Here is a 19,280-nt window from a genome sequence, read left to right as displayed (position 1 = left end):
TGATTTCTTTATAATGATGAGTTAGTAGTCCAAGATTTAATGTCGTTACACATTATTGTAAATAATAGTAAAAAGGCTGCCCCGAATCCTAGAACACCTATATTAATCCCTAAGAGCGTTTTTTCGCTTCCATCAAGGTATTTCATAGAACCTCCATAAAAATCTTGAAGTATATAGGCCAATAAAAATCCTCCTGTGATAAGCAAACTTAATATTGTACTGATTTTGGTTTCATTTTTTATCCAAACCAACCATAGGCACAGCAGTCCAATTCCGGAGTTGGCAATCAATTGCCAAACTTCGTGAATACGAACATGGGGTGTCCAATCCGGGTTAAATACATGGGTTGTATTAATTTCTAAAAATGGAACTACAAAAGCATAGAGAACAATACTGAATGTGATAATTGCTTTTCTCATTACTTTAAAGTTTTTAGTAAAGATTTTCTGTTGCTTTTTTTAAACCTGCATCAGGCAAAAACTGATCGGAAATGGTTAAAATCGCATGCAAGTTGTCCCGTAACCTATCCAACTTGATCTCCTCGGGGTTCATAGAAGTTTGCAAAAGATGTAAAGCCATGTCTGCTAAGAGCAAACGCTGTTTTTCCAACCACTCATCATCATTTTTGTTTGCTGGGTGGTTCAAATACGCAGTTTCCACCTGGTTGTGCAGTTCCCAACTGGTTGTTATCATTTCTTTTCTTTCTTCTTTTGTCATACTTCTGTTTTTATAAAATTACCGAGCACCGGTAGCTTATTTCATATTTGATTTGTTGCTTTTCAATTTCATGTGCAAGATTGGATATGGTTTTCCGGATGCATCCAATTCCGACCGGCCAACCACATCGAACCCATATTTTGAATAGAAACCAATGGCCTGCTCATTTTGTTCGTTCACATCTACCTTTTGTACCTGTAATTCCAAAATTGCATAGTCCAACAATTTTCGCCCGATACCCATCCCTCTATTGTTGGGATGGATAAAGAGCATCTCAAGGTTGTTATCGGAAACACCCATGAAGCCAAGAATTTTTCTTTGATTGTCCCTGACGCATCTAAGTTCAACGGCATCCAGATAGGTATTAAGAATCAAGGGTCGGAAATATCGAATATCCTCCTCTTTCAAGAAATCGTGGGTTGCCCGTACCGACGCTTCCCACACCTCTACCAAGATGGGATATTCCGATTTTTGAACAATGTCTACTTTAAATGTATTCATGGATTGCTATTTTCTATTGGTCTTAAAAAAAGGTGCAAATTTACATGTAACCCTATTCATTAATATTAACCGGAGTCAATAAATAGCTAAAAGCATTTACCAAAACAAATGCTAAGCGTTTTGTGTCATACTTTCCCAAATACCTGTTTTCTTCGTCTCATGCACATACTCAACAAAGCTCTTGGGTTTGCGCTTGAGTACCTTTTCAATATCATTGCTGATTTCGGACATCATAGAATTCCCCAATACTTCTGTAAACAAATATTCGACTAGCCAGACGAAGTCTGCTGGCACGCCGTGTTCCTTCATAGCAGCAACATATTCTTCTATTGTAATAGGAACAAAAGCAATATCCCTATGGGTTGCTTTGGCAATTTCCGCTACAGCTTCTTTAAATGAAAAGGTGGTCGGACCGGTAAGTTGATAAATTTGTCCATCATGCACCTCATGAAGCAAAGCTTCGACCACTACATCGGCAATATCACCTGTATCCACATAGGGCACCTGCACGTCTGCTTGTGGCAAGGCGACAAACCCCTGCTGAATGGGTTCCAAAAAGAAGCTTTCACTAAAGTTTTGGTTGAACCAACTTGCCCGCACAATGGTATAGTTCAATCCTGAACTCATGACTACTTGCTCGCACAGTTCTGCCTCCCGTTCTCCTTTACCGGAAAGTAGCACCACTTTTTTCAAGTTCTTTTTCTTCGCAAGAACGATTAGGTTCTCAATGGACTGTTTTGCCCCGGGCACCGCCAAATCTGGCTGATAGGTAATGTACATTTTATCCACTCCTTCAAGAGCCTCTCCCCAAGTATCTTCATTGTTCCAATCAAATGCTGGTTGTGATGATCTTGAACCGATGCGAACATTTTGGTTAAGCAATTCAAGGCTTTCAACGACTTTTCTTCCTGTTTTACCAGTTCCTCCGATGATTAAAAAATTGTCTTTTTTCATGATTATAACTATGTATTTGTATTGATTTGATTTTGTAAAAGAGTAAGTATCAGAAGCAAAAACGACAGCGTGGACGCAATGGCCCTTATTAGGTGCAATCTGTTCCATTTATTCTCAAAGCTGTTTCGCAATGCCTTCAACTGATCTGGGGAAGAGTTCTCTAAATCAGTACTTTCCAGCATTTCATTTAGGGGCACATTACCAAATATGGTGATGACCACGACACCGGCAACGTATAATATTCCTGCAGCAAAAAGCATCAAGAAAATGGTATTGGGCTGATTTCTATTGAGATATATGTTAGCAATATGGCCAAATAAGGGACCAAAAAACACTATTATAAAAAGAGGGTTGATGATGGCCCTGTTCATTTCTTGAAAGGATTGTAAGTAACCAAGGTCATCCAAACGACCTATCCCCGGTGTTACCGCATTGGTCCAAGTAAAGCATAGGCCGGCTGTTAAACCCGTAAGCAAGATGGTGCTGATCGTTGTAACTGTATTGATAGAGAATTCCATAGCAGTCTTATAATTGGTTCAAAGATTCGATTTGCTTAGGACGTATCTTAACATACCAATAGAGGGTAGCAACGGCCACGAACTCCAATGCTATCAACCAGAAATCGGTAGAACCAAAAAAACTGGCATAACTTCCACCGTAGGGAATAATTAACATGGGGACAGTGATCAAGGCATCCAATGTGGCACTGGCCATCAGCATTAACAAGCCAAGTTTTAATCCATGTGTGGACTTCTCTCTTTTATAATAAATCCATGTGCCCAGCCATACTAAAGGAGGGACAACCAATGCCAATCCAATATTGGCCTGTAAATAGCGGTCTTCCATAATCGGCAACATGTATAGGATTGAAAAGGCAGAAACTCCAAGAATCCAAACTAAGGTTCCAATCGCCAATGCTTTTACTGTTTTCATTTTTCCTGTTTTTTTTGATTACAGGACAAAACTACATTGACAGTAAAGCCTTTATTTATTCTAAAAGGAGTATGATTTGTTGCAAAGGGAATTTACTTGATTTGGCTGGGTCTGTACCCGAATTTTTTCTCGAAGGCGTTGGAGAAAGAACTTAAACTATCGTAGCCCACATGCCAAGCTGCTTCTTGTACGGTTGACTTTTGGCTACTGATCAGTTCATGGGCGGTTTTTAATCGTTCGTTCTGAAGATATTTGAACACTGGTACGCCAAAAAGCTCCTTAAAATTCTTCTTAAGGTTATAACTGTTAAGGCCAATTTGAAGAGATAGCTCGGACAGCGAAGGTGGGTTGTCCAAGTTATTGATCAAGATTTCCTTGGCCTTATATAACTTGTCCCGTTCGGTAGTATTGATTTTTTCCGTTTGCAGTGTGGCCAATTGCCCAAAAAAATGAGATAACAAAGTAGTCATTTGGCTTCGGAAAAACATCATTTTAGTTTTGCCGTGGTACTTCATGTTGAAAACCGAATCAACAATTCGGTCCATGTCCGGGGTCATAAAAAATTGAGGGCCTTCTACATAATGATCGGATGGATTCACCAATTCATTCAATAACGAAAAGAAAATTTCCCCTTCTTCATTGGGCAGATTCTCCAAATTTCTCAAAGCTGTTGCTATAAGAACGCAACGCAATGGCTTTTCTGGCGAAACGGTATGCTCAAACTCAACATTAGAGTCAGCATAAAATGATAGGGCCAAACCTTTTGTATAATTGAATGCTTTGGATTTACAACCATATTTTACATTCAGGTCCACATTTCCAGAGCCATAAAATGCAACGGCAACCACAGGCTCATCAAAACGGCAAGCATCCACAATAATATTTTTGCTGGTGGCCTCCTCGACCAAAATGGTAAAATCGTTGATATCTATAAAGTCGCGAGTCATCTCAATAAAATAATCTTCTAAAGATAATCAACTTGTATAAATTCAATTTTCATTAGATCATGCCAAAAAACGCTTTAATTGATGTCCTGTCATACAACCTCCCAGAATTATCTGCAATATTTTATTCGTATAAGAAAAAACAAAGCCCCGCAAATGCAAATTTGCGGGGCTTACCAATTCAACCGTAGTTTAAATTAATCATTCGACATTTCAACTTCCAACAACATGGCATCCAGTTTATTCCTTCCAAACCAAGTCCCCTTGAGCATAACACCCTCTATTGATTTAGTGTTGATAATATCCTCAAGTGGATTTTTATCCAATAAAACCAAATTTGCATTTTTACCCACAGAGATGGTTCCCTCGGAAGCCATAACATTTAGGTATCTGGCGGGAACAATTGTGCTCGATCTTAAAATTTCATAAGGTGTCAATCCTGCTTCTTGAAGAAATTCGAATTCTTTATGCAACGAAAATCCGGGAACAACCATTCCGAATGTATCGCTGCCCGATAGCATGGGCACCTCATAATCGGATAGTATTTTGGTGAAGGTTTTCATCCATTTAAAATAACTGTTGAAAAAGTCCAAAGGTTTCATACCTAAATCAATTTTATCTGTTCCCACAACAAAATTTGCCCGGTAATGATTTTCATCCGATAACCAATACGTAGCATCCTTTTTGGGAAGATACTTGGCCAAACCATTTGCTTTTAATTCAGTGAACTTTTCTTCATCAAGATATTGGGTGATCATTTCAAAAATTACCAAGGTGGGGGCCACATAAATACCGCTATCCTGAATTTGTTTGGCTGTTGCGTTTAGAAAATCCAAATCATTATTTAAATATTTAAAATCTTCGGATGTATTAAAAATATAGATGAACTCCTCTACGTGTTCAATGGATTTCATCCTCAGTGAATACTCCAATGGTAAATTATGCTGTGCATGCCCTATAACAGGAATTTTTACCTTTTGTGCTTCTTCCAATAGCTTTAGATAAACTTCTTTATCAATTTCCCTTCCGTCACCAATTTTAATAAAATCGCAACCCCTATCCTTATGCTGCTGAACTACTTTTACGGCGTCTTCAATAGTTTGCAACTTATCGGCTTGCAAATACGGTCCGGTTGTATAATAATTTGGGGCAATCAATTGGCCCTTATTGATTTTGTCCCTAATTGCGATATGATCCTGCCCTTCATATTCGCCCATATTGCGTGCTGTGGTAATTCCATTGGCTATCAAGAGTTTAAAATCCGTTGCTATGTTCCTATCATTGTTTCTCCAATGATAATGCATCTCGGACAGTCCCGGTATCAAATATTTATCCGTACCATCAATTCGAAAATCAATAGGAACTTTTGAAGTTATTGTATCAGTTGCATGGATATCCACTATTTTACCATTTTCAATCAATACATCCTGATGTTCAAGAACAATCTCCTCGTTCATTGGTATCACATGGACATTTTCAATTAAAGTAATCTTTCTCGAGTCCTTGTTCAACCATACATTCCTTAAATGTAACTTGGATGGTTCCGGGTCCTCAACTGATTTAATGGACCCATCTTGAATAATCAGCCCCACTTTATCCAAATAATCTTGATAGTTTATCGGTTGGGAGCCCACGACATGTTTTTGCATAAATAACCCAATGGAAGGGTAGGTCATCTTGGTGATATCTTCAATCAATTCATCGTCCATGAACGGGTTGTTCTTGCCATATTTTTCGGACAACTCCTTTATCAACGACAATAAACTTCTTTTCCCATGGCTCTCTTCCCGTATCAGGATATCCAAACACATGGCCATTAGGGCTCCCTTTCGATATACATTGGGGTAGTTGACTTTGAATTTATCAGTTAGAATGTTTTCACTCATGGTGGTGAAACTCAAAGCATCATTGAATCTTTTGGAATCTTTGATCTTATAGGCCATTTTACCATAAAAATCCTCCTCCGAAACAAGATGCTGATCCACTTTGAACAGTTTGGAAAAATATTCTGTAACCCCTTCATACAACCATAGATGTTTTGAAAATGTCGGGGTATCGTAATCAAAATAATGAATGTCCTCAGAATGGATGGTCATGGGGGTTACGATATGAAAAAACTCGTGCGCCATCATATCGAACATGATGTTATAAAGCTTTGTTTCTTCCCAATATTCGGGCATTACAATCACCGTGGATGTATTGTGTTCCAATCCGCCAAACCCTTTCGGAGATTCTTCCTTGCCATCTGACAAGTACACTATAATGCTATAGTTTTTGGCTCCTTTGAAATTCCCGAGATAAGTAACTTGAGCATTCAGCATTTGCAGCAAGCTCTTTTTTATCTTGTAGGCCGAATACATCTTATTGGGAGAATAAACACCGAGTTCAAAATCTATATTACCTACTTTAAACTTTTCGATTTCCACATCGCCAAACATCATGGGATTGTCCGTAAGGTCAAAATAGCGTGGGGCGATATATTTTAAGGTTGTCTTTTTTCCATCAGCGGAGAGCTCTTTTGTTGCATGCTGTAAGGCTGAGGTATTTTTAAATTCAACGGGAGTTGTTATGTCCAATTCGTAGGGATTGTTTTTAAGCGAATCGAAATAACCCACAAAACCATGGAGATTCAATATATAATTATTCGGTTCAATGTTGGTGCCGGACGGTGAAAGCGGAACATTTGGAGCGTCCGATCTTTCAATATCAAAAGTATCATTTACCCAATACTCAATCTTATCCAGGTCTTGTGCGTTGGGGATTTCCCAGGAATTGGCATCTTTTTGTAATGCCAACAGTTCATTGCCATCATAATCAAATGCTTTAAATTCTTCAATAAATCTACCATAGTCACCAATAGCATAAGTTCCCTGAATAACCTTGGGCAAACGATAAGTAACCAAATCGGCATCAAACTTATCAGGATTAACAGTCACAGGGACTTTATCATTTACTACCATGGTCAAATCTATGGAGGCCACTATTTTGGGTTCTACATTTTCTTGTCCATTTACTCGAAAAGTGCCCAATACCCAGATGATAAATAGGGCAAAGACGGGGGGAATTACATTTTTCATTTTGTTCAACTATTATTGATCGACCATGGTTCATTTAACTCATCTATAAAAAGGGAAGGGAATACAAAACCTTAAAGTATCCGCCTTCCCTAAACCACAAACAATCAGATTTCAACCAGTGTAAACTACAGATCTGACAAATTTGATGTCTTTAAACCGTTTCTTTTACCTGATAATTCCCAGGAACAAACCTGAAGGTTTTCATCAAGCGGGTCCACGTATTGATTTGGGAAATCGCCAGGGTTAAATAACAAATCTCTTCTTTGCTAAAATGTGGGGTCAATGCATCAAATATCGCTTCGGGCAACGGAGCTCGGCTCAACTTAGTAAGCGCATCGGTCAGGTTAAGTGCCGCTTCTTCTTTTTCGGTGAAATATGGAGTTTCTTTCCATACGCACAACGAAGAAAGTCTTAAATCGGTCTCTCCAAGATGTTTCAATTCTTTGTGGTGCATATCCACACAATAGGCGCAACCGTTTTTTTGGGCAACCCGTAATCTTATCAATTCCAATAGCTTAATTTCTAAAGAGGATTGATTGATAAAATTTTCGGTCGTCATTAAATTTTCGAACATTCCTTTTGGAATATCCTTATAGGAAATTCGTTCCATACTATTTGTTTTTGATGTTATACTTATTGTTATTTCTCGATTGTTCTCATCCTTAGCAAGGCAATTTTATGCTTACCAATGGATTACTCCCTTATTTTTCATTCTCTCCGGAATCAATGGGTCATGTGAAGGCAAATAAATAGTTGGTTTTTCCCTTGAAAATGCCAGTATGTTTTCCAGGGTCTGAGTACTTTCATTAGTACCAATGCCATCGGGCACCTTATTCAGTAAGTTTTCTTGGGTGTATGAAGTGTCTCCTGCCAAAAAATAATATACCTCATCCATTTCTACAATGACAGAAATGTGATCGGATACATGCCCCGGAGTGGCAACAATCATTACTTTACCGTCCTTGGTAATGGGCAAACTCCTATCAAATGATAAATAAGGTGATTCAGGTAAATCTATGAGTGTTGGTTGAAGCCATTTGGGCCATCTATGGGGTAAATAACCCGCCAAGATACCTTTCAGCCCAGATGCATTTTTATACTCATTCCTTTCAATAAGTATATCAGCATTGGGGAAATGATGTAACCCTCCGGCATGGTCCGTATGTAGATGCGTTAATACTACCTTATCGACATCCTTTTTAGGATCAATTCCCATTTTCAACAATTGTGGGCCGATTTCATCTTCCGGCTTTACATCAAAATCCACGGCCAATGCGTAATATGGATGCCACTTTGGAAGGTATCCCTTTACACTTGTTTTATAGGTTTCACCTGTATCCACCACTATGATTCCTTCTTCATGTTCAATCACCCATGCATAAATCGGAACCCAATCGGCCCATTTTTTACCGAACAATACTTTGGCCATTGGAGGGATGATTCCTTTGGCCCTACTTATTTGGTTTTCTTTGATTCTAACTTTCCCTGTTTGTATTCTCTCTATTTTCATCACCTACATCTTTATACTTCCAATACTATTTGGGCTATTTCTTCGGACACCATTTCTAGGCCCCACAACTGGTGTCGCAATTGGTCTCTTTATTAACCGTTTCAATCAACCCAGAGTTGCACACACCAGTTTCTGGCAGATGTAACTCAACATTTTTGGCGCTTTCATGATCCCCGTTTATATGGGCAACAATCGATCTTACCTGCTCATAACCGGTAGCCATTAAAAAAGTGGGAGCCCTGCCGTAGCTTTTCATGCCCACTATGTAAAAGTCCTTTTCTACTTGCCTTAACTCTGCCTCACCATGGGGTCGAACAGTTCCACAACTATGAATATTGGGGTCGATTAATTCTGTTAATGCCGGAACGCATTCCAAAAAGGAATCGGCTTCAAATCGAACTTCCCTTAGAAAACCAAAATCAGGTCGTGTACCGGTACAGCTGATTATTTCATCAATTCCACCCAATAAGAATAGATTGTCCTGTTTGGTTCCCCTAATAAGCAATCCATTTATTGTTTTTCGTATTTCATTGATGTGAACAGGGGTATGAACTTCCACAATGCCATTGTTGACCAGTTTTTCTATAGCGATACCCAAAGCTCCCCTGGATTTAAATTCATCGGCCTCTTGACCACCGTAAACATCTTCGACCCGTTCTTTTCTCAAGACCCAATGAATCTTTGTATTTGGAAATTCTTTGGCAATCCCGTTCAGAGCCAATATGGACCCAATGGCCGAATGGCCTCCCCCAACAACCAAGATGGATTTGTTGGCGAATGTTTCCAGGGCCTTGCCTTTGATATCGGGCATTCCATAATGGATGTATTTGCGATTCTCAAGTTCCCCAATGGCAAATATCCCTCCAGAACCGACCGGGTTTGGATTATGCCATGTACCTGAAGCATCTATTACCGCTCTTGCTGAATACGATTTAAATTGACCATTTTCCGTTACCTGAATGGAAAAAGGTAATTTTTCCCTACCAAGGGTTTTTGTTTTATCCAATCCTGTTCTGCCTATTGCCAAAACTGTGGAGTTAAAATGAATGTTCTCTTTTATTCCGTCTAATTCTGCCAGCGGTTTTAAATATTGATGGACAATTTCATTTCCATTGGGCACAAGTTCTTTGTTCGGAATTTCTACCATTGCAGCTCTTAATAGCTTTTCGGCCACTTTGTCGATATTATATTCCCAAGGAGAAAATAGATTCACATGCCCCCACGAAAGGATATTGGCCCCGACTTCCTTTGCAGATTCGAAGAGCACAAAGTTTTGGCCACTATTTTTTAACTGTGCGGCTGCCGCAAGACCAACGGGACCACCCCCAATTATAGCTATGGGCAGTTTTTGGAGTTGGGCATCATTTATATCATTGTTTAGCGCGATCATCTCAATAATTTTTATGTACTATTTTAGTTTTTTAAGTACTGTTTGAATAAAAAAATCTAGTCTACCATGATACCATTAAGAAAAACATCCGTTACCTCAGTATAAATGTCTTGACTGTTCATGTTCAAAAGATCTATGTAACTATTTTTCAAGGGCAACTCCATAAGATTAAAATAGATTGCGATAATCACATCTAGATTTACCTCATGTTTGATTACACCTTCATCAATTCCGATTTGAAATAACCTTCTATAATACTTGTTAATTCGCTCTATTCTGTTCTTTTGATATTCGTCCCAAATATCCGGTGTGTTTATTTCCAAATCCTTTAAAAACTCCTCGCTAACGTTCAACAATAAATTTCTGGTATAATAAGAGATGGCGTCCAGTTTACCTTTAAAGTCATTTTCATCATCATTTAAAATTTCCTCGAGTTTAGCGTTGATTTCATTGTTCACACTCTCCATAACCGCCTTTACCAATTCTTCTTTAGAAGAAAAGTGATTGTACAAACTACTCTTGCTTGTCCTAAGTTCCTTCACTAAACTGTCCATGGAAACTTTATAGAAGCCGTATTTGAGAAACTTTTGTTTGGCAATATGTAGTACTCTAGATCGAACGTTCATTTTAAAATGTACTTTTTTAGTTCATTTAGTACAAATATATAAAAATATTTTTATACCAATACAAATCATCTGACACATCATAGCTCAATTGTATATCAGAATACTTTGAGGATTTAGCAATTGAATTGATTTATTAAAGGATAAAAACAATAAAAACGAGAAGGAAGCAAAAATGAAGATCAAAGAAAAGATAATCCAAAAACAAATATATGATTTACAGTTATTCGTTGATTGTTTGAAACGAAATATCATATCCCTAAATAACAAAGCCCCTTAAAAACAAACGCTTTTAAGGGGCTTTTCGTTGGCCTACTAGGACTCGAACCTAGAACGACTGGACCAAAACCAGCTGTGTTGCCAATTACACCATAGGCCAGTACCGTATTTGAGCGTGCAAATTTATAACAAAGTTTGGTTTCAACAAATATTTTTGACAAGAATACATGCTATTTTTCTCAACTATGGGTGTTAAAGGTTTTCCAAAAATGGCTAATCTTCTATTCTATATTTACTAAATTCGCCACAATTCGGTTAATAACCAACTCTATGTTTGCAAAAGACTTCAAAAAATGGGACACCATCCTTGGGTGGGTTTCCTTCGCCATCGCGTTTATAGTTTATGCCCTGACCGTTGAACCCACAGGAAGTTTTTGGGATGCAGGGGAATATATTTCCACCTCAGCAAAATTGCAAGTCGGACACCCGCCAGGGGCGCCGTTGCTACAAATGATAGGTGCCTTTTTTGCCTTGTTCGCCTTTGGTGACGAGACCAAAATAGCGCTTATGGTCAATGCCGTATCCATAGTTTCGAGTGCTTTCGCTGTATTGTTCACCTTCTGGACCATTACCAACCTTGTTGGAAAAATGATCTCCAAAAAAAGTGAAATCACCAATAGCAAAGCTATTGCCATTTTTGGGAGCGGACTTGTTGGTGCACTTGCCTTTACCTTCTCCGATAGTTTTTGGTTCAACGCTGTAGAGACCGAAGTATATGCCATGGCCAGTTTAATTATGGCTCTTTTGCTTTGGTTAGGTTTAAAATGGACGGACAACTTGGGGGATCCTAGAGGTCACCGATGGCTCATGCTTATCTGTTTTGTGATAGGTCTTACCTTCGGAATCCAGTTCATGGGCTTTTTGGCGATTCCTTCCATAGGCCTACTCTACTATTTCAAAAAATATAAAACTACCACGGTCAAGAACTTCTTATTGGCCAATATTGCCGTGATTGCGGTTCTTATTTTGGTTTACAAATTCTCTTTGACCTATGTTTTGGAGCTTTTTGGTTGGAGCGAAGTGTTCTTTATCAATGAAATTGGGCTTCCTTTCAACTCAGGTTCCATTATTATGGGGCTAGTTTTTGTCGCAGCCTTTTATTTTGGATTGAGATATACCCGAAAACATAATTATTACAATGCGAACATTATTGTTCTCTGCTTGATGTTCTTGATTCTTGGGTTTTCATCTTGGTTAATGCTACCTATTAGAGCAAACGCCAGAACCGTAGTAAACGAAAACAATCCTGCTGATGCAAGGGCCTTATTGGCTTATTATAACAGGGAACAATATCCTGGTGTGGACAGTCCTGTGTATGGCGCTTATTATTCGGATACTTTTGCTCCTTCGGGAGAAGATAGAGATGACAGCCCCAAGTATGAAAAAGACTTGGAATTGGGCAAATACGTTATTGTAAACCACTACAAAGGTGCAATCCCTGGACCCAATGCAAAACACGTAGGTATTTTACCTCGAATGTGGAGCGACCAGCATGCCGAAAACTATATGCGCTACTTTGGAGCCTTGGATTTCCGTATTAAATCGGAATACATTTCCAACAACGACCTAAGAGAAGCAGTAAATCAATTTAAAACCGCGCATTCCCAAGGAGAATTGGACTCAGAACAATACATCCGCTTTTTACGGGAGTTTGGAGAGTATATTGAAGTAGAGCCGCCAACGTTAGGGCAAAACTTGGAATATATGTTCGATTTCCAGTTCAGTTATATGTACATGCGCTACTTTATGTGGAATTTTGTCGGAAAGCAAAATGATCTTCAAGGTAGATACGATGAAAATGGAAATTGGCTGAGCGGGATCAATTTTATTGATAGTATTCGACTGGGAAGTCAAGAAAATCTACCTAGCGACTGGAAAAACAACAAAGGACGGAACACCTATTTCTTCCTACCATTACTTTTAGGAATTCTGGGCATCGTGTTTCAGATTTCCAAAAACCCAAAACATTTCTGGGTGCTTTTCGTGTTCTTTATGTTCACCGGACTGGCCATTCAGTTTTATACCAACCCCTATATCTTCCAACCTAGGGAAAGGGATTATTCCTTGGTGGGATCCTTCTATGTATTCTGTATTTGGATAGGCATTGGAGTCTACGGACTCTTTGAAGAAGTTAAAAAAATAATGTCCCCAAAAATTGCTGCACCGGCCATCGCAACTTTATGTTTATTGGCCGTCCCCTTGTTGATGGGATACCAGAATTGGGACGACCATGACCGTTCGGATAGGTATACCGCACCATCAACCGCAAAAGCTTATCTAGATTCCTGCCAAGAAGATGCAGGGGCCATATTATTTACCATAGGGGATAACGACACATTTCCGATTTGGTATGCTCAGGAAATCGAAAACTATAGAACCGATGTTCGAGTGGTCAATACCAGCCTTTTTGCCACAGATTGGTATATAGACCAAATGAAACGTAAGGCTTACGAGAGCGATCCCATCCCCTCTCAATTGACCCATGACAAGTATAGTTACGGAACTCGCGATGCCGTTTATTACCAAGGCATCACCGAAAATCGTTGGAATATTAAAGATTTCATGAACTGGATTGGCAGCGATAAACCACAGACCAAATTCAGACATATTTTAGCCAATCAAGGTTCCGATTTGAGCAACTACTCCGAAAGCACTTTGGATATTGTGTACTATCCAACCAATAAAATTAGGATTCCCGTCAACAAAAAAAATGTACTGGAAAGTGGTTTGGTCAAGGAAAAAGATTCCGCTCTTATCGTGGATTATATTGATATTGATTTGCCGCAGAGTGCACTTCCAAAAAACAGAATATTGATGTTGGATTTGATTGCCAACAACGATTGGAAACGACCCATATATTTTTCTGGAGGTAGTTTTGACAGTGCCGAATACATTTGGATGAAGGATTATCTGCAATTGGATGGTCTCGTGTATAAATTGGTGCCCATCAAAACCCCGAACCGAAACTCCTTTGAAATGGGCCGTATTGATTCCGATTTGATGTACGACATTGTTAAGGATTGGGATTGGGGCAATTCGGGAAGTGATGAAATTTATCATGACCCGCAAACACGTTCGCAAGGACTATCATTCAGAAGTAATTTGGCCCGTTTGATGGAAACCCTCATTGAAGAAAACGACATTGATAAGGCCAAGGATGTTATCAATATTGCCATGGAGAATATGCCTGTGGAACATTATTACTTCTATGCCTTTGTAGAACCATTTGTAGATGGATACTACAAAGTAGGGGAAACCGAAAAAGCTCGTGAATTATTCGGTAAACTTAAAAAGGTGTATCAAGAGCATTTAGAGTACTATGCCAATATTCCTTTGGATGAGCAATACGATAAAATTGATGACATACTATCCGATATGCAGGCCTACCGAAGAAACATTGATATCCTAATTGAAAATGGCGACAAGGAACTCGCAGAATCCGAAACTGTGATTTTTAACGAATACATAGATATGTTCTCCCAGTTTGTGGGCGACGAAGAAGATGTATTGGACGAACCGATACCCTTGGACCCTGATATGGAGGATTCCATTCCGTTGGACACCATAGAAAATGTCCCTGACTCTATACTACCAAAAGAATAAATAGCATAAAAAAAGCGAGGTAAAAACCTCGCTTTTTTTATTGGATATATTCGTTTAAGATGCCGATAAGTGTATTGGCATCCTGCTCACCGCTTTGACGCCAAACCATCTCACCTTTTTTGTAAATCATTAAAGTAGGCAATCCCTTTATGCGAAGTGCCTGTGAAAGTTCTTTGTTCTTGTCCACATCAATTTTAATAACCTTTCCCTTATCGCCAAGGGCCGCGGCCACATCGCTCAAAACAGGATGCATGGAAGTGGACTGTTCATTCCATTCTGCGTAAAAGTCTAATAGTACAGGGACTTGTAAGTCTATAAGTTCTCCGAATTTGGACATGTATTCTCAGGTTTACAGTCAAAAGTAAGAAAAAATGCGAATGTTTTTACAGCCAGTTCATACTTGAAGTCAAACTCAAGATGATATCATCTCGGTAAAGGTGCCTAGGACAAAAACCTAAACCTTTACCTTGTTTGTTTCCCAAACCTATTTTAAATATACAAATGATCAAAAAGAACTTGAAATGCTTTCATATTGATTGTCAGGATATTGACGTTAGAGTAAGATTTATGACATTTATCATTACTTTTAGTCCACTAAGTTTATAGGTTTACACCTGAATTAACACAACAGCGATTGACTGACCATTAACTTACTATTCAGCCATTTACTGTGTAAAACCTCTAACAATGAAAAAATTCATTTTTACACTTGGTGCTCTGTTCATGACCTCTATCATTTTTTCGCAAGCTGGACACATTATGCAAGGTGTGGGCTCGGTAAATATGTCAATGGGTGGTGCTGCCACAGCTCAGCCTTTGGACATTTCGGGTGCCCTACATTGGAACCCTGCAACAATTTCGGTTTTCGATGAGGACATTATCAAATTAGATGTTGGATTGTTCTTTTCCTCTCCGGAATTAAGCTCTACCGTCCCCGAGTTTGATGGACAAGGGCAACCTACAGGTAACTTTTATAGTGGAACTACTGAGGATGACCGCGGGATTTCTCCAATGCCAGCATTGGCTGCCGTATGGAGCAAACCGGACAGCAAGCATACTTTTGGTGCATCTGCGTTTGGTATTAGCGGATTTGGGGTAACCTTCCCCGAAAATATGTCCAACCCTATAAATATGCCTCAGGCCAATGGTGGGTTCGGTAGGATTGAATCCGATTATATGCTCTTCCAAATTGGATTGGCATGGGCCTATGAAATTACCGAAGAATTTTCAGTTGGATTGCAACCCACTTTCAATTATTCCGCATTGGAATTGATGCCGAATCCAACGGCAAATCCCTCTCAGGCCGGATATCCTTCAACAGATAAAGCTTCTGCACTAGGTTTTGGCGGCCAAGTAGGATTGTTCTATAATTCGAATTCTGGATTTAAAGCCGGAGTTTCCTATAAAACAACCCAATACTTCGGGGATTTTGAACTGGATAACACCTATTTGGACGGTACTACAAGTACCAACAACTTTAATATGGATTACCCTGCTATTCTTTCGCTCGGATTGGGATACTCCCTAGGAAACATAGACCTAGCCCTTGATTACAGAATGGTGGATTACGAAAATACAGATGGTTTCTCTTCTGTGGGTTGGACCCAAACCGCTTCAGTTGCAGGTTTTGGATGGGAAAACATCAATATTGTTTCTGCCGGCATCCAGTATAAAGGTGTAAACAAACTTCCAATTCGTTTGGGATACACCTATAGCTCCAACCCAATTAACAGTGATGTAGCTTTCTTTAACATCCCCGCCACGGCAATCATTAAAAATGCTTTTCAAGTGGGGCTAAGTTATGAGGTCAGTGATAGGTTCCAATTGGATATACTTTATCACTATGGTACTAGCGGCGATGCAACTTCGGGTCCAGTATTGAACCCACAGTTCATCCAAAACTTTCCGCCTTACGGAGCCATTCCCGGAAGTGAAGTTTCCTACGATATGACCACATCCATGTTAGGTTTTGGCGCATCATTGAAACTTTAAAAGCAAAATAACCAACTTAGACAAAAAGGCACTGGAATTGATCAGTGCCTTTTTTATTTTTAGCAAATTAAACTGAGGGGTCCCTATCCCATGCTTTAATATGGGATTCCTATAAACTTCTCCAAATATAATTTTTGATAGCAATTGGGTCATATTTCCAGTGCAATACAGGTTAAATTCCATGTGTTAAATCAAACTATTTAAGATTTTATATCACTGATTTTCAGTATATTTAATAGGGAACATAAATAAATCGTCATGGCAATCAAAAGTTACACAGGAAGAAGAGTCAAAGAGATTCCAAAAGAGACAAAACTAAAAGTGAGTGACTATATGACTCGAAATCTCATCACCTTTAGTCCCGACCAACCCGTTGAAGAGGTTATTGAAGCATTGATCAAATACAGAATTTCTGGAGGACCGGTGGTCAACGAAAAAAATGAATTAATAGGGATCATTTCCGAAGGTGATTGCATTAAGCACATAAGTGATAGTCGCTATTACAACATGCCTTTGGAACAACGAAAAGTAGCACTTCGCATGATCAAAAATGTAGAGACCATTGATGGCAATATGAACATCTTTGATGCAGCCAAAAAGTTCCTTGAAGTACGGAGACGGCGTTTTCCGATTATTGAGAATGGTAAACTTGTAGGTCAAATATCCCAAAAAGACATTCTAAAAGCTACTATGGAATTAAAATCCGAACATTGGAAATGATTGCTTTAAGCAACATTTCCTTTTTTCTTCAAGGTGATTACCGAGATCTCTGGCCAAATACCAAAACGCCCCGGGTAACCAATAAATCCAAAACCTCGGTTTACGTTAATAAATTGTTCCATTTCCTTGTAAATGCCCGCCCAGTATTTATAACGCCATTTAACAGGGCTCCATTTTACCCAACCGGGAATTTCGACCCCAAACTGCATGCCGTGGGTGTGCCCGCTCAAGGTTAAATGAAAATGGTAATCATCGTGTATCACCACATCTTCCCAATGCGAAGGGTCGTGGCTCAATAATATTTTAAAGTCTTCTTTGGATACTCCTTCTTTGGCTTTCTGCAGGTCACCCGCTTTTTTAAATCCGCCACGTCCCCAGTTTTCTACTCCGACCAAAGCGATTTTTTCACCATCCTTTTCCAAAAATCGGTTGGAATTGAGCAATAAATCAAAGCCCATTTCTTTCTGCATAGCCTTAAGGTCCTCCAAGTTTTGTGCCTTATCTTCTTCGGTATCCCATGTGGCATAATCCCCATAATCGTGATTGCCTAAAATGGAGAATACCCCATCCTTGGCATCCAAACGGGAAAAAACCTCTTTCCATGGTTCCAACTCATTCGAACGGTTGTTGACAATATCTCCAGTAAAGAAAATTACATCACTGTTTTGTTCGTTGACCAAGTTGACCCCATATTCAACCTTCTTATAATCATCAAAGCTACCGCTGTGCACATCGGAAATCTGGGTAATCTGATAATTATGGAACGCATCGGGAAGGTCATCAAACTCCAACTCGTATTTTAAAACCTGATAGTTGTATTTTCCACGGTACATGCCATATAACAAAGCACCAAAAGGCAAAGCTGCCAGACCTAGGGCAATACCACTCACGAACTTTCTACGGGAAGGAAGAAAACCAGCATCGGCATCGGAAATCCCAGCTATTTTATTGTATCCAAAGCCAATCAACCTTACAATGTCTTCCAACAAAAGGAAGAATCCCAACACTAAGGCCAATAAAAAGAATGCGGCGAAAATACTTCCGGCGATGGCCGCAGTCCCTTTAAACCCATCCCCAGGATCGTAGGTAATCACTTTTATGGTCAAAAAAATCAAGGCCCCCAAGAAAAGAACAATGTAGGTCCAATGCATCAATGGACTTTTGAACAAAGTTTTGAAAGCTTGAAAACCATAAACGGCCAATACCACATACAGGATTGACAAAACGATAAATCGGGACATACAATTTTTTTACAAAATTAGAGCTAATCTGCTATTAAACAGTGTATTTAAACTTTATTTAACGGCTTCAACTATCGATGCAAGGGTATCTACACTTGAAACGGCCACCTCATCTTCCACTAAATGTTTTGTAGAATTCATACTGATTTTCCCCTCCAAGTTCAATCGATTCCCAAAAGAAGTTCCGGAACAATGAATGGCACGCAGCCCAATATCCTTAAATTTTGATGCATTTTTAGGTGAAACTCCTCCACCGGCCATGATGGTGAGCGATGTTTGTTTTTGCCAAGCATCAAGATGGTTGATTCCTTGTTCTGCTGATGCTTCCCCTCCCGAGGTCAAAATGGTTTGCACACCCATAGCTTCAAGTTGCTTGATGGCCTCCAAAGTTCTCGCCACCCAATCAAACGCCCGATGAAATGTGAAATGCATCGGCTTCGCCAAATCCACCAATGCCTGCGTTCTTTTCACATCCACCGAAAAATCATCCATCAAAATACCAGAAACAATACCTTCAACACCCAGCTCTTTGCAAGCCAAAATATCAGCTTTCATTACATCAAATTCAGTATCGGAATAGGTGAAATGACCACCCCTCGGACGAATCAAAACATGAACCGGAATATTCAATTCCTTTTTCACCAAGGTAATCAGTCCAACGGATGGGGTAACACCCCCAACGCCAAGTTCGGAGCAAAGTTCTATTCTATCGGCTCCTGCATTTTCAGCGTTCAAGGCCGACTCGTAAGAATTGGCACAAACTTCTACCAGCATATTGTATCTTTATAACCCTTAA

At 39.4% G+C, this 19,280-nt stretch carries 18 protein-coding genes and 1 tRNA gene; 3 read left to right on the top strand and 16 right to left on the bottom strand.

The features are described from left to right. Window positions 1-8 precede the first annotated feature (8 nt). The 13 genes from ACQQ5U_RS10740 to ACQQ5U_RS10680 form a co-directional block, all read right to left on the bottom strand. Entirely contained in the window at window positions 9-419 is a 411-nt protein-coding gene (locus ACQQ5U_RS10740) for a hypothetical protein (RefSeq protein WP_437397410.1), read from the bottom strand. 13 nt (window positions 420-432) lie between these two features. Beyond that, entirely contained in the window at window positions 433-717 is a 285-nt protein-coding gene (locus ACQQ5U_RS10735; protein ID WP_437397408.1) for a hypothetical protein, read from the bottom strand. A 36-nt stretch (window positions 718-753) separates the two neighbouring features. Next, window positions 754-1,218 carry a GNAT family N-acetyltransferase gene (locus tag ACQQ5U_RS10730; RefSeq protein ID WP_437397406.1) on the bottom strand — a complete coding sequence of 155 codons (465 nt, stop codon included), beginning with the start codon at window positions 1,216-1,218 and terminating at the stop codon, window positions 754-756. 111 nt (window positions 1,219-1,329) lie between these two features. Further along, on the bottom strand, window positions 1,330-2,172 hold the full coding sequence (locus ACQQ5U_RS10725; RefSeq protein WP_437397404.1) for an NAD(P)H-binding protein: 843 nt from the start codon (window positions 2,170-2,172) through the stop codon (window positions 1,330-1,332). An 8-nt stretch (window positions 2,173-2,180) separates the two neighbouring features. Next, on the bottom strand, window positions 2,181-2,690 hold the full coding sequence (locus tag ACQQ5U_RS10720; RefSeq protein WP_437397402.1) for an anthrone oxygenase family protein: 510 nt from the start codon (window positions 2,688-2,690) through the stop codon (window positions 2,181-2,183). 7 nt (window positions 2,691-2,697) lie between these two features. Further along, window positions 2,698-3,105, bottom strand: coding sequence for a DUF5367 family protein (locus ACQQ5U_RS10715; RefSeq protein WP_437397400.1), 408 nt, complete (start codon window positions 3,103-3,105; stop codon window positions 2,698-2,700). A 92-nt stretch (window positions 3,106-3,197) separates the two neighbouring features. Beyond that, a complete protein-coding gene (locus ACQQ5U_RS10710; RefSeq protein WP_437397398.1) occupies window positions 3,198-4,052 on the bottom strand; it encodes a helix-turn-helix domain-containing protein in 855 nt (284 codons plus the stop codon). A 194-nt stretch (window positions 4,053-4,246) separates the two neighbouring features. Next, window positions 4,247-7,126 carry an amidohydrolase family protein gene (locus ACQQ5U_RS10705; RefSeq protein ID WP_437397396.1) on the bottom strand — a complete coding sequence of 960 codons (2,880 nt, stop codon included), beginning with the start codon at window positions 7,124-7,126 and terminating at the stop codon, window positions 4,247-4,249. Between the two features lie 151 nt (window positions 7,127-7,277). Beyond that, window positions 7,278-7,736 carry a carboxymuconolactone decarboxylase family protein gene (locus ACQQ5U_RS10700; RefSeq protein ID WP_437397394.1) on the bottom strand — a complete coding sequence of 153 codons (459 nt, stop codon included), beginning with the start codon at window positions 7,734-7,736 and terminating at the stop codon, window positions 7,278-7,280. A 72-nt stretch (window positions 7,737-7,808) separates the two neighbouring features. Beyond that, the gene (locus tag ACQQ5U_RS10695) at window positions 7,809-8,636 is read right to left on the bottom strand and encodes an N-acyl homoserine lactonase family protein (protein WP_437397393.1); all 828 of its coding nucleotides are present in this window, start codon (window positions 8,634-8,636) and stop codon (window positions 7,809-7,811) included. 55 nt (window positions 8,637-8,691) lie between these two features. Beyond that, the gene (locus ACQQ5U_RS10690) at window positions 8,692-10,026 is read right to left on the bottom strand and encodes an NAD(P)-binding domain-containing protein (protein WP_437397392.1); all 1,335 of its coding nucleotides are present in this window, start codon (window positions 10,024-10,026) and stop codon (window positions 8,692-8,694) included. Window positions 10,027-10,082: 56 nt separating this feature from the next. Continuing rightward, the gene (locus tag ACQQ5U_RS10685; RefSeq protein ID WP_437397391.1) at window positions 10,083-10,652 is read right to left on the bottom strand and encodes a TetR/AcrR family transcriptional regulator; all 570 of its coding nucleotides are present in this window, start codon (window positions 10,650-10,652) and stop codon (window positions 10,083-10,085) included. Window positions 10,653-10,956: 304 nt separating this feature from the next. Beyond that, window positions 10,957-11,028 (bottom strand) — tRNA-Gln (locus ACQQ5U_RS10680). 170 nt (window positions 11,029-11,198) lie between these two features. Between ACQQ5U_RS10680 and ACQQ5U_RS10675 the strand changes: the two genes are divergently transcribed. Continuing rightward, window positions 11,199-14,531, top strand: coding sequence for a glycosyltransferase family 117 protein (locus tag ACQQ5U_RS10675; protein WP_437397390.1), 3,333 nt, complete (start codon window positions 11,199-11,201; stop codon window positions 14,529-14,531). Window positions 14,532-14,568: 37 nt separating this feature from the next. Here the strand turns inward: ACQQ5U_RS10675 and ACQQ5U_RS10670 are convergent, their stop codons facing one another. Further along, on the bottom strand, window positions 14,569-14,868 hold the full coding sequence (locus ACQQ5U_RS10670) for a thioredoxin family protein (protein WP_100817192.1): 300 nt from the start codon (window positions 14,866-14,868) through the stop codon (window positions 14,569-14,571). A 350-nt stretch (window positions 14,869-15,218) separates the two neighbouring features. Between ACQQ5U_RS10670 and ACQQ5U_RS10665 the strand changes: the two genes are divergently transcribed. Together ACQQ5U_RS10665 and ACQQ5U_RS10660 are read left to right on the top strand one after the other, a co-directional pair. Then, window positions 15,219-16,523 carry an OmpP1/FadL family transporter gene (locus ACQQ5U_RS10665; RefSeq protein ID WP_437397389.1) on the top strand — a complete coding sequence of 435 codons (1,305 nt, stop codon included), beginning with the start codon at window positions 15,219-15,221 and terminating at the stop codon, window positions 16,521-16,523. Window positions 16,524-16,781: 258 nt separating this feature from the next. Further along, window positions 16,782-17,243, top strand: coding sequence for a CBS domain-containing protein (locus ACQQ5U_RS10660; RefSeq protein ID WP_437397388.1), 462 nt, complete (start codon window positions 16,782-16,784; stop codon window positions 17,241-17,243). A 5-nt stretch (window positions 17,244-17,248) separates the two neighbouring features. On the opposite strand, the gene ACQQ5U_RS10655 is transcribed toward ACQQ5U_RS10660, so the two are convergent. Together ACQQ5U_RS10655 and ACQQ5U_RS10650 are read right to left on the bottom strand one after the other, a co-directional pair. After that, window positions 17,249-18,484, bottom strand: coding sequence for a metallophosphoesterase (locus tag ACQQ5U_RS10655; RefSeq protein WP_437397387.1), 1,236 nt, complete (start codon window positions 18,482-18,484; stop codon window positions 17,249-17,251). 54 nt (window positions 18,485-18,538) lie between these two features. Continuing rightward, window positions 18,539-19,258, bottom strand: coding sequence for a copper homeostasis protein CutC (locus tag ACQQ5U_RS10650; RefSeq protein WP_437397385.1), 720 nt, complete (start codon window positions 19,256-19,258; stop codon window positions 18,539-18,541). Between the last annotated feature and the right edge of the window lie 22 nt (window positions 19,259-19,280).

Origin of the sequence: Flagellimonas lutimaris (genome assembly GCF_051494225.1) — a bacterium.
Lineage (GTDB): Bacteria > Bacteroidota > Bacteroidia > Flavobacteriales > Flavobacteriaceae > Flagellimonas > Flagellimonas lutimaris_A.
This window is presented reverse-complemented; position numbering and strand designations above follow the sequence as displayed.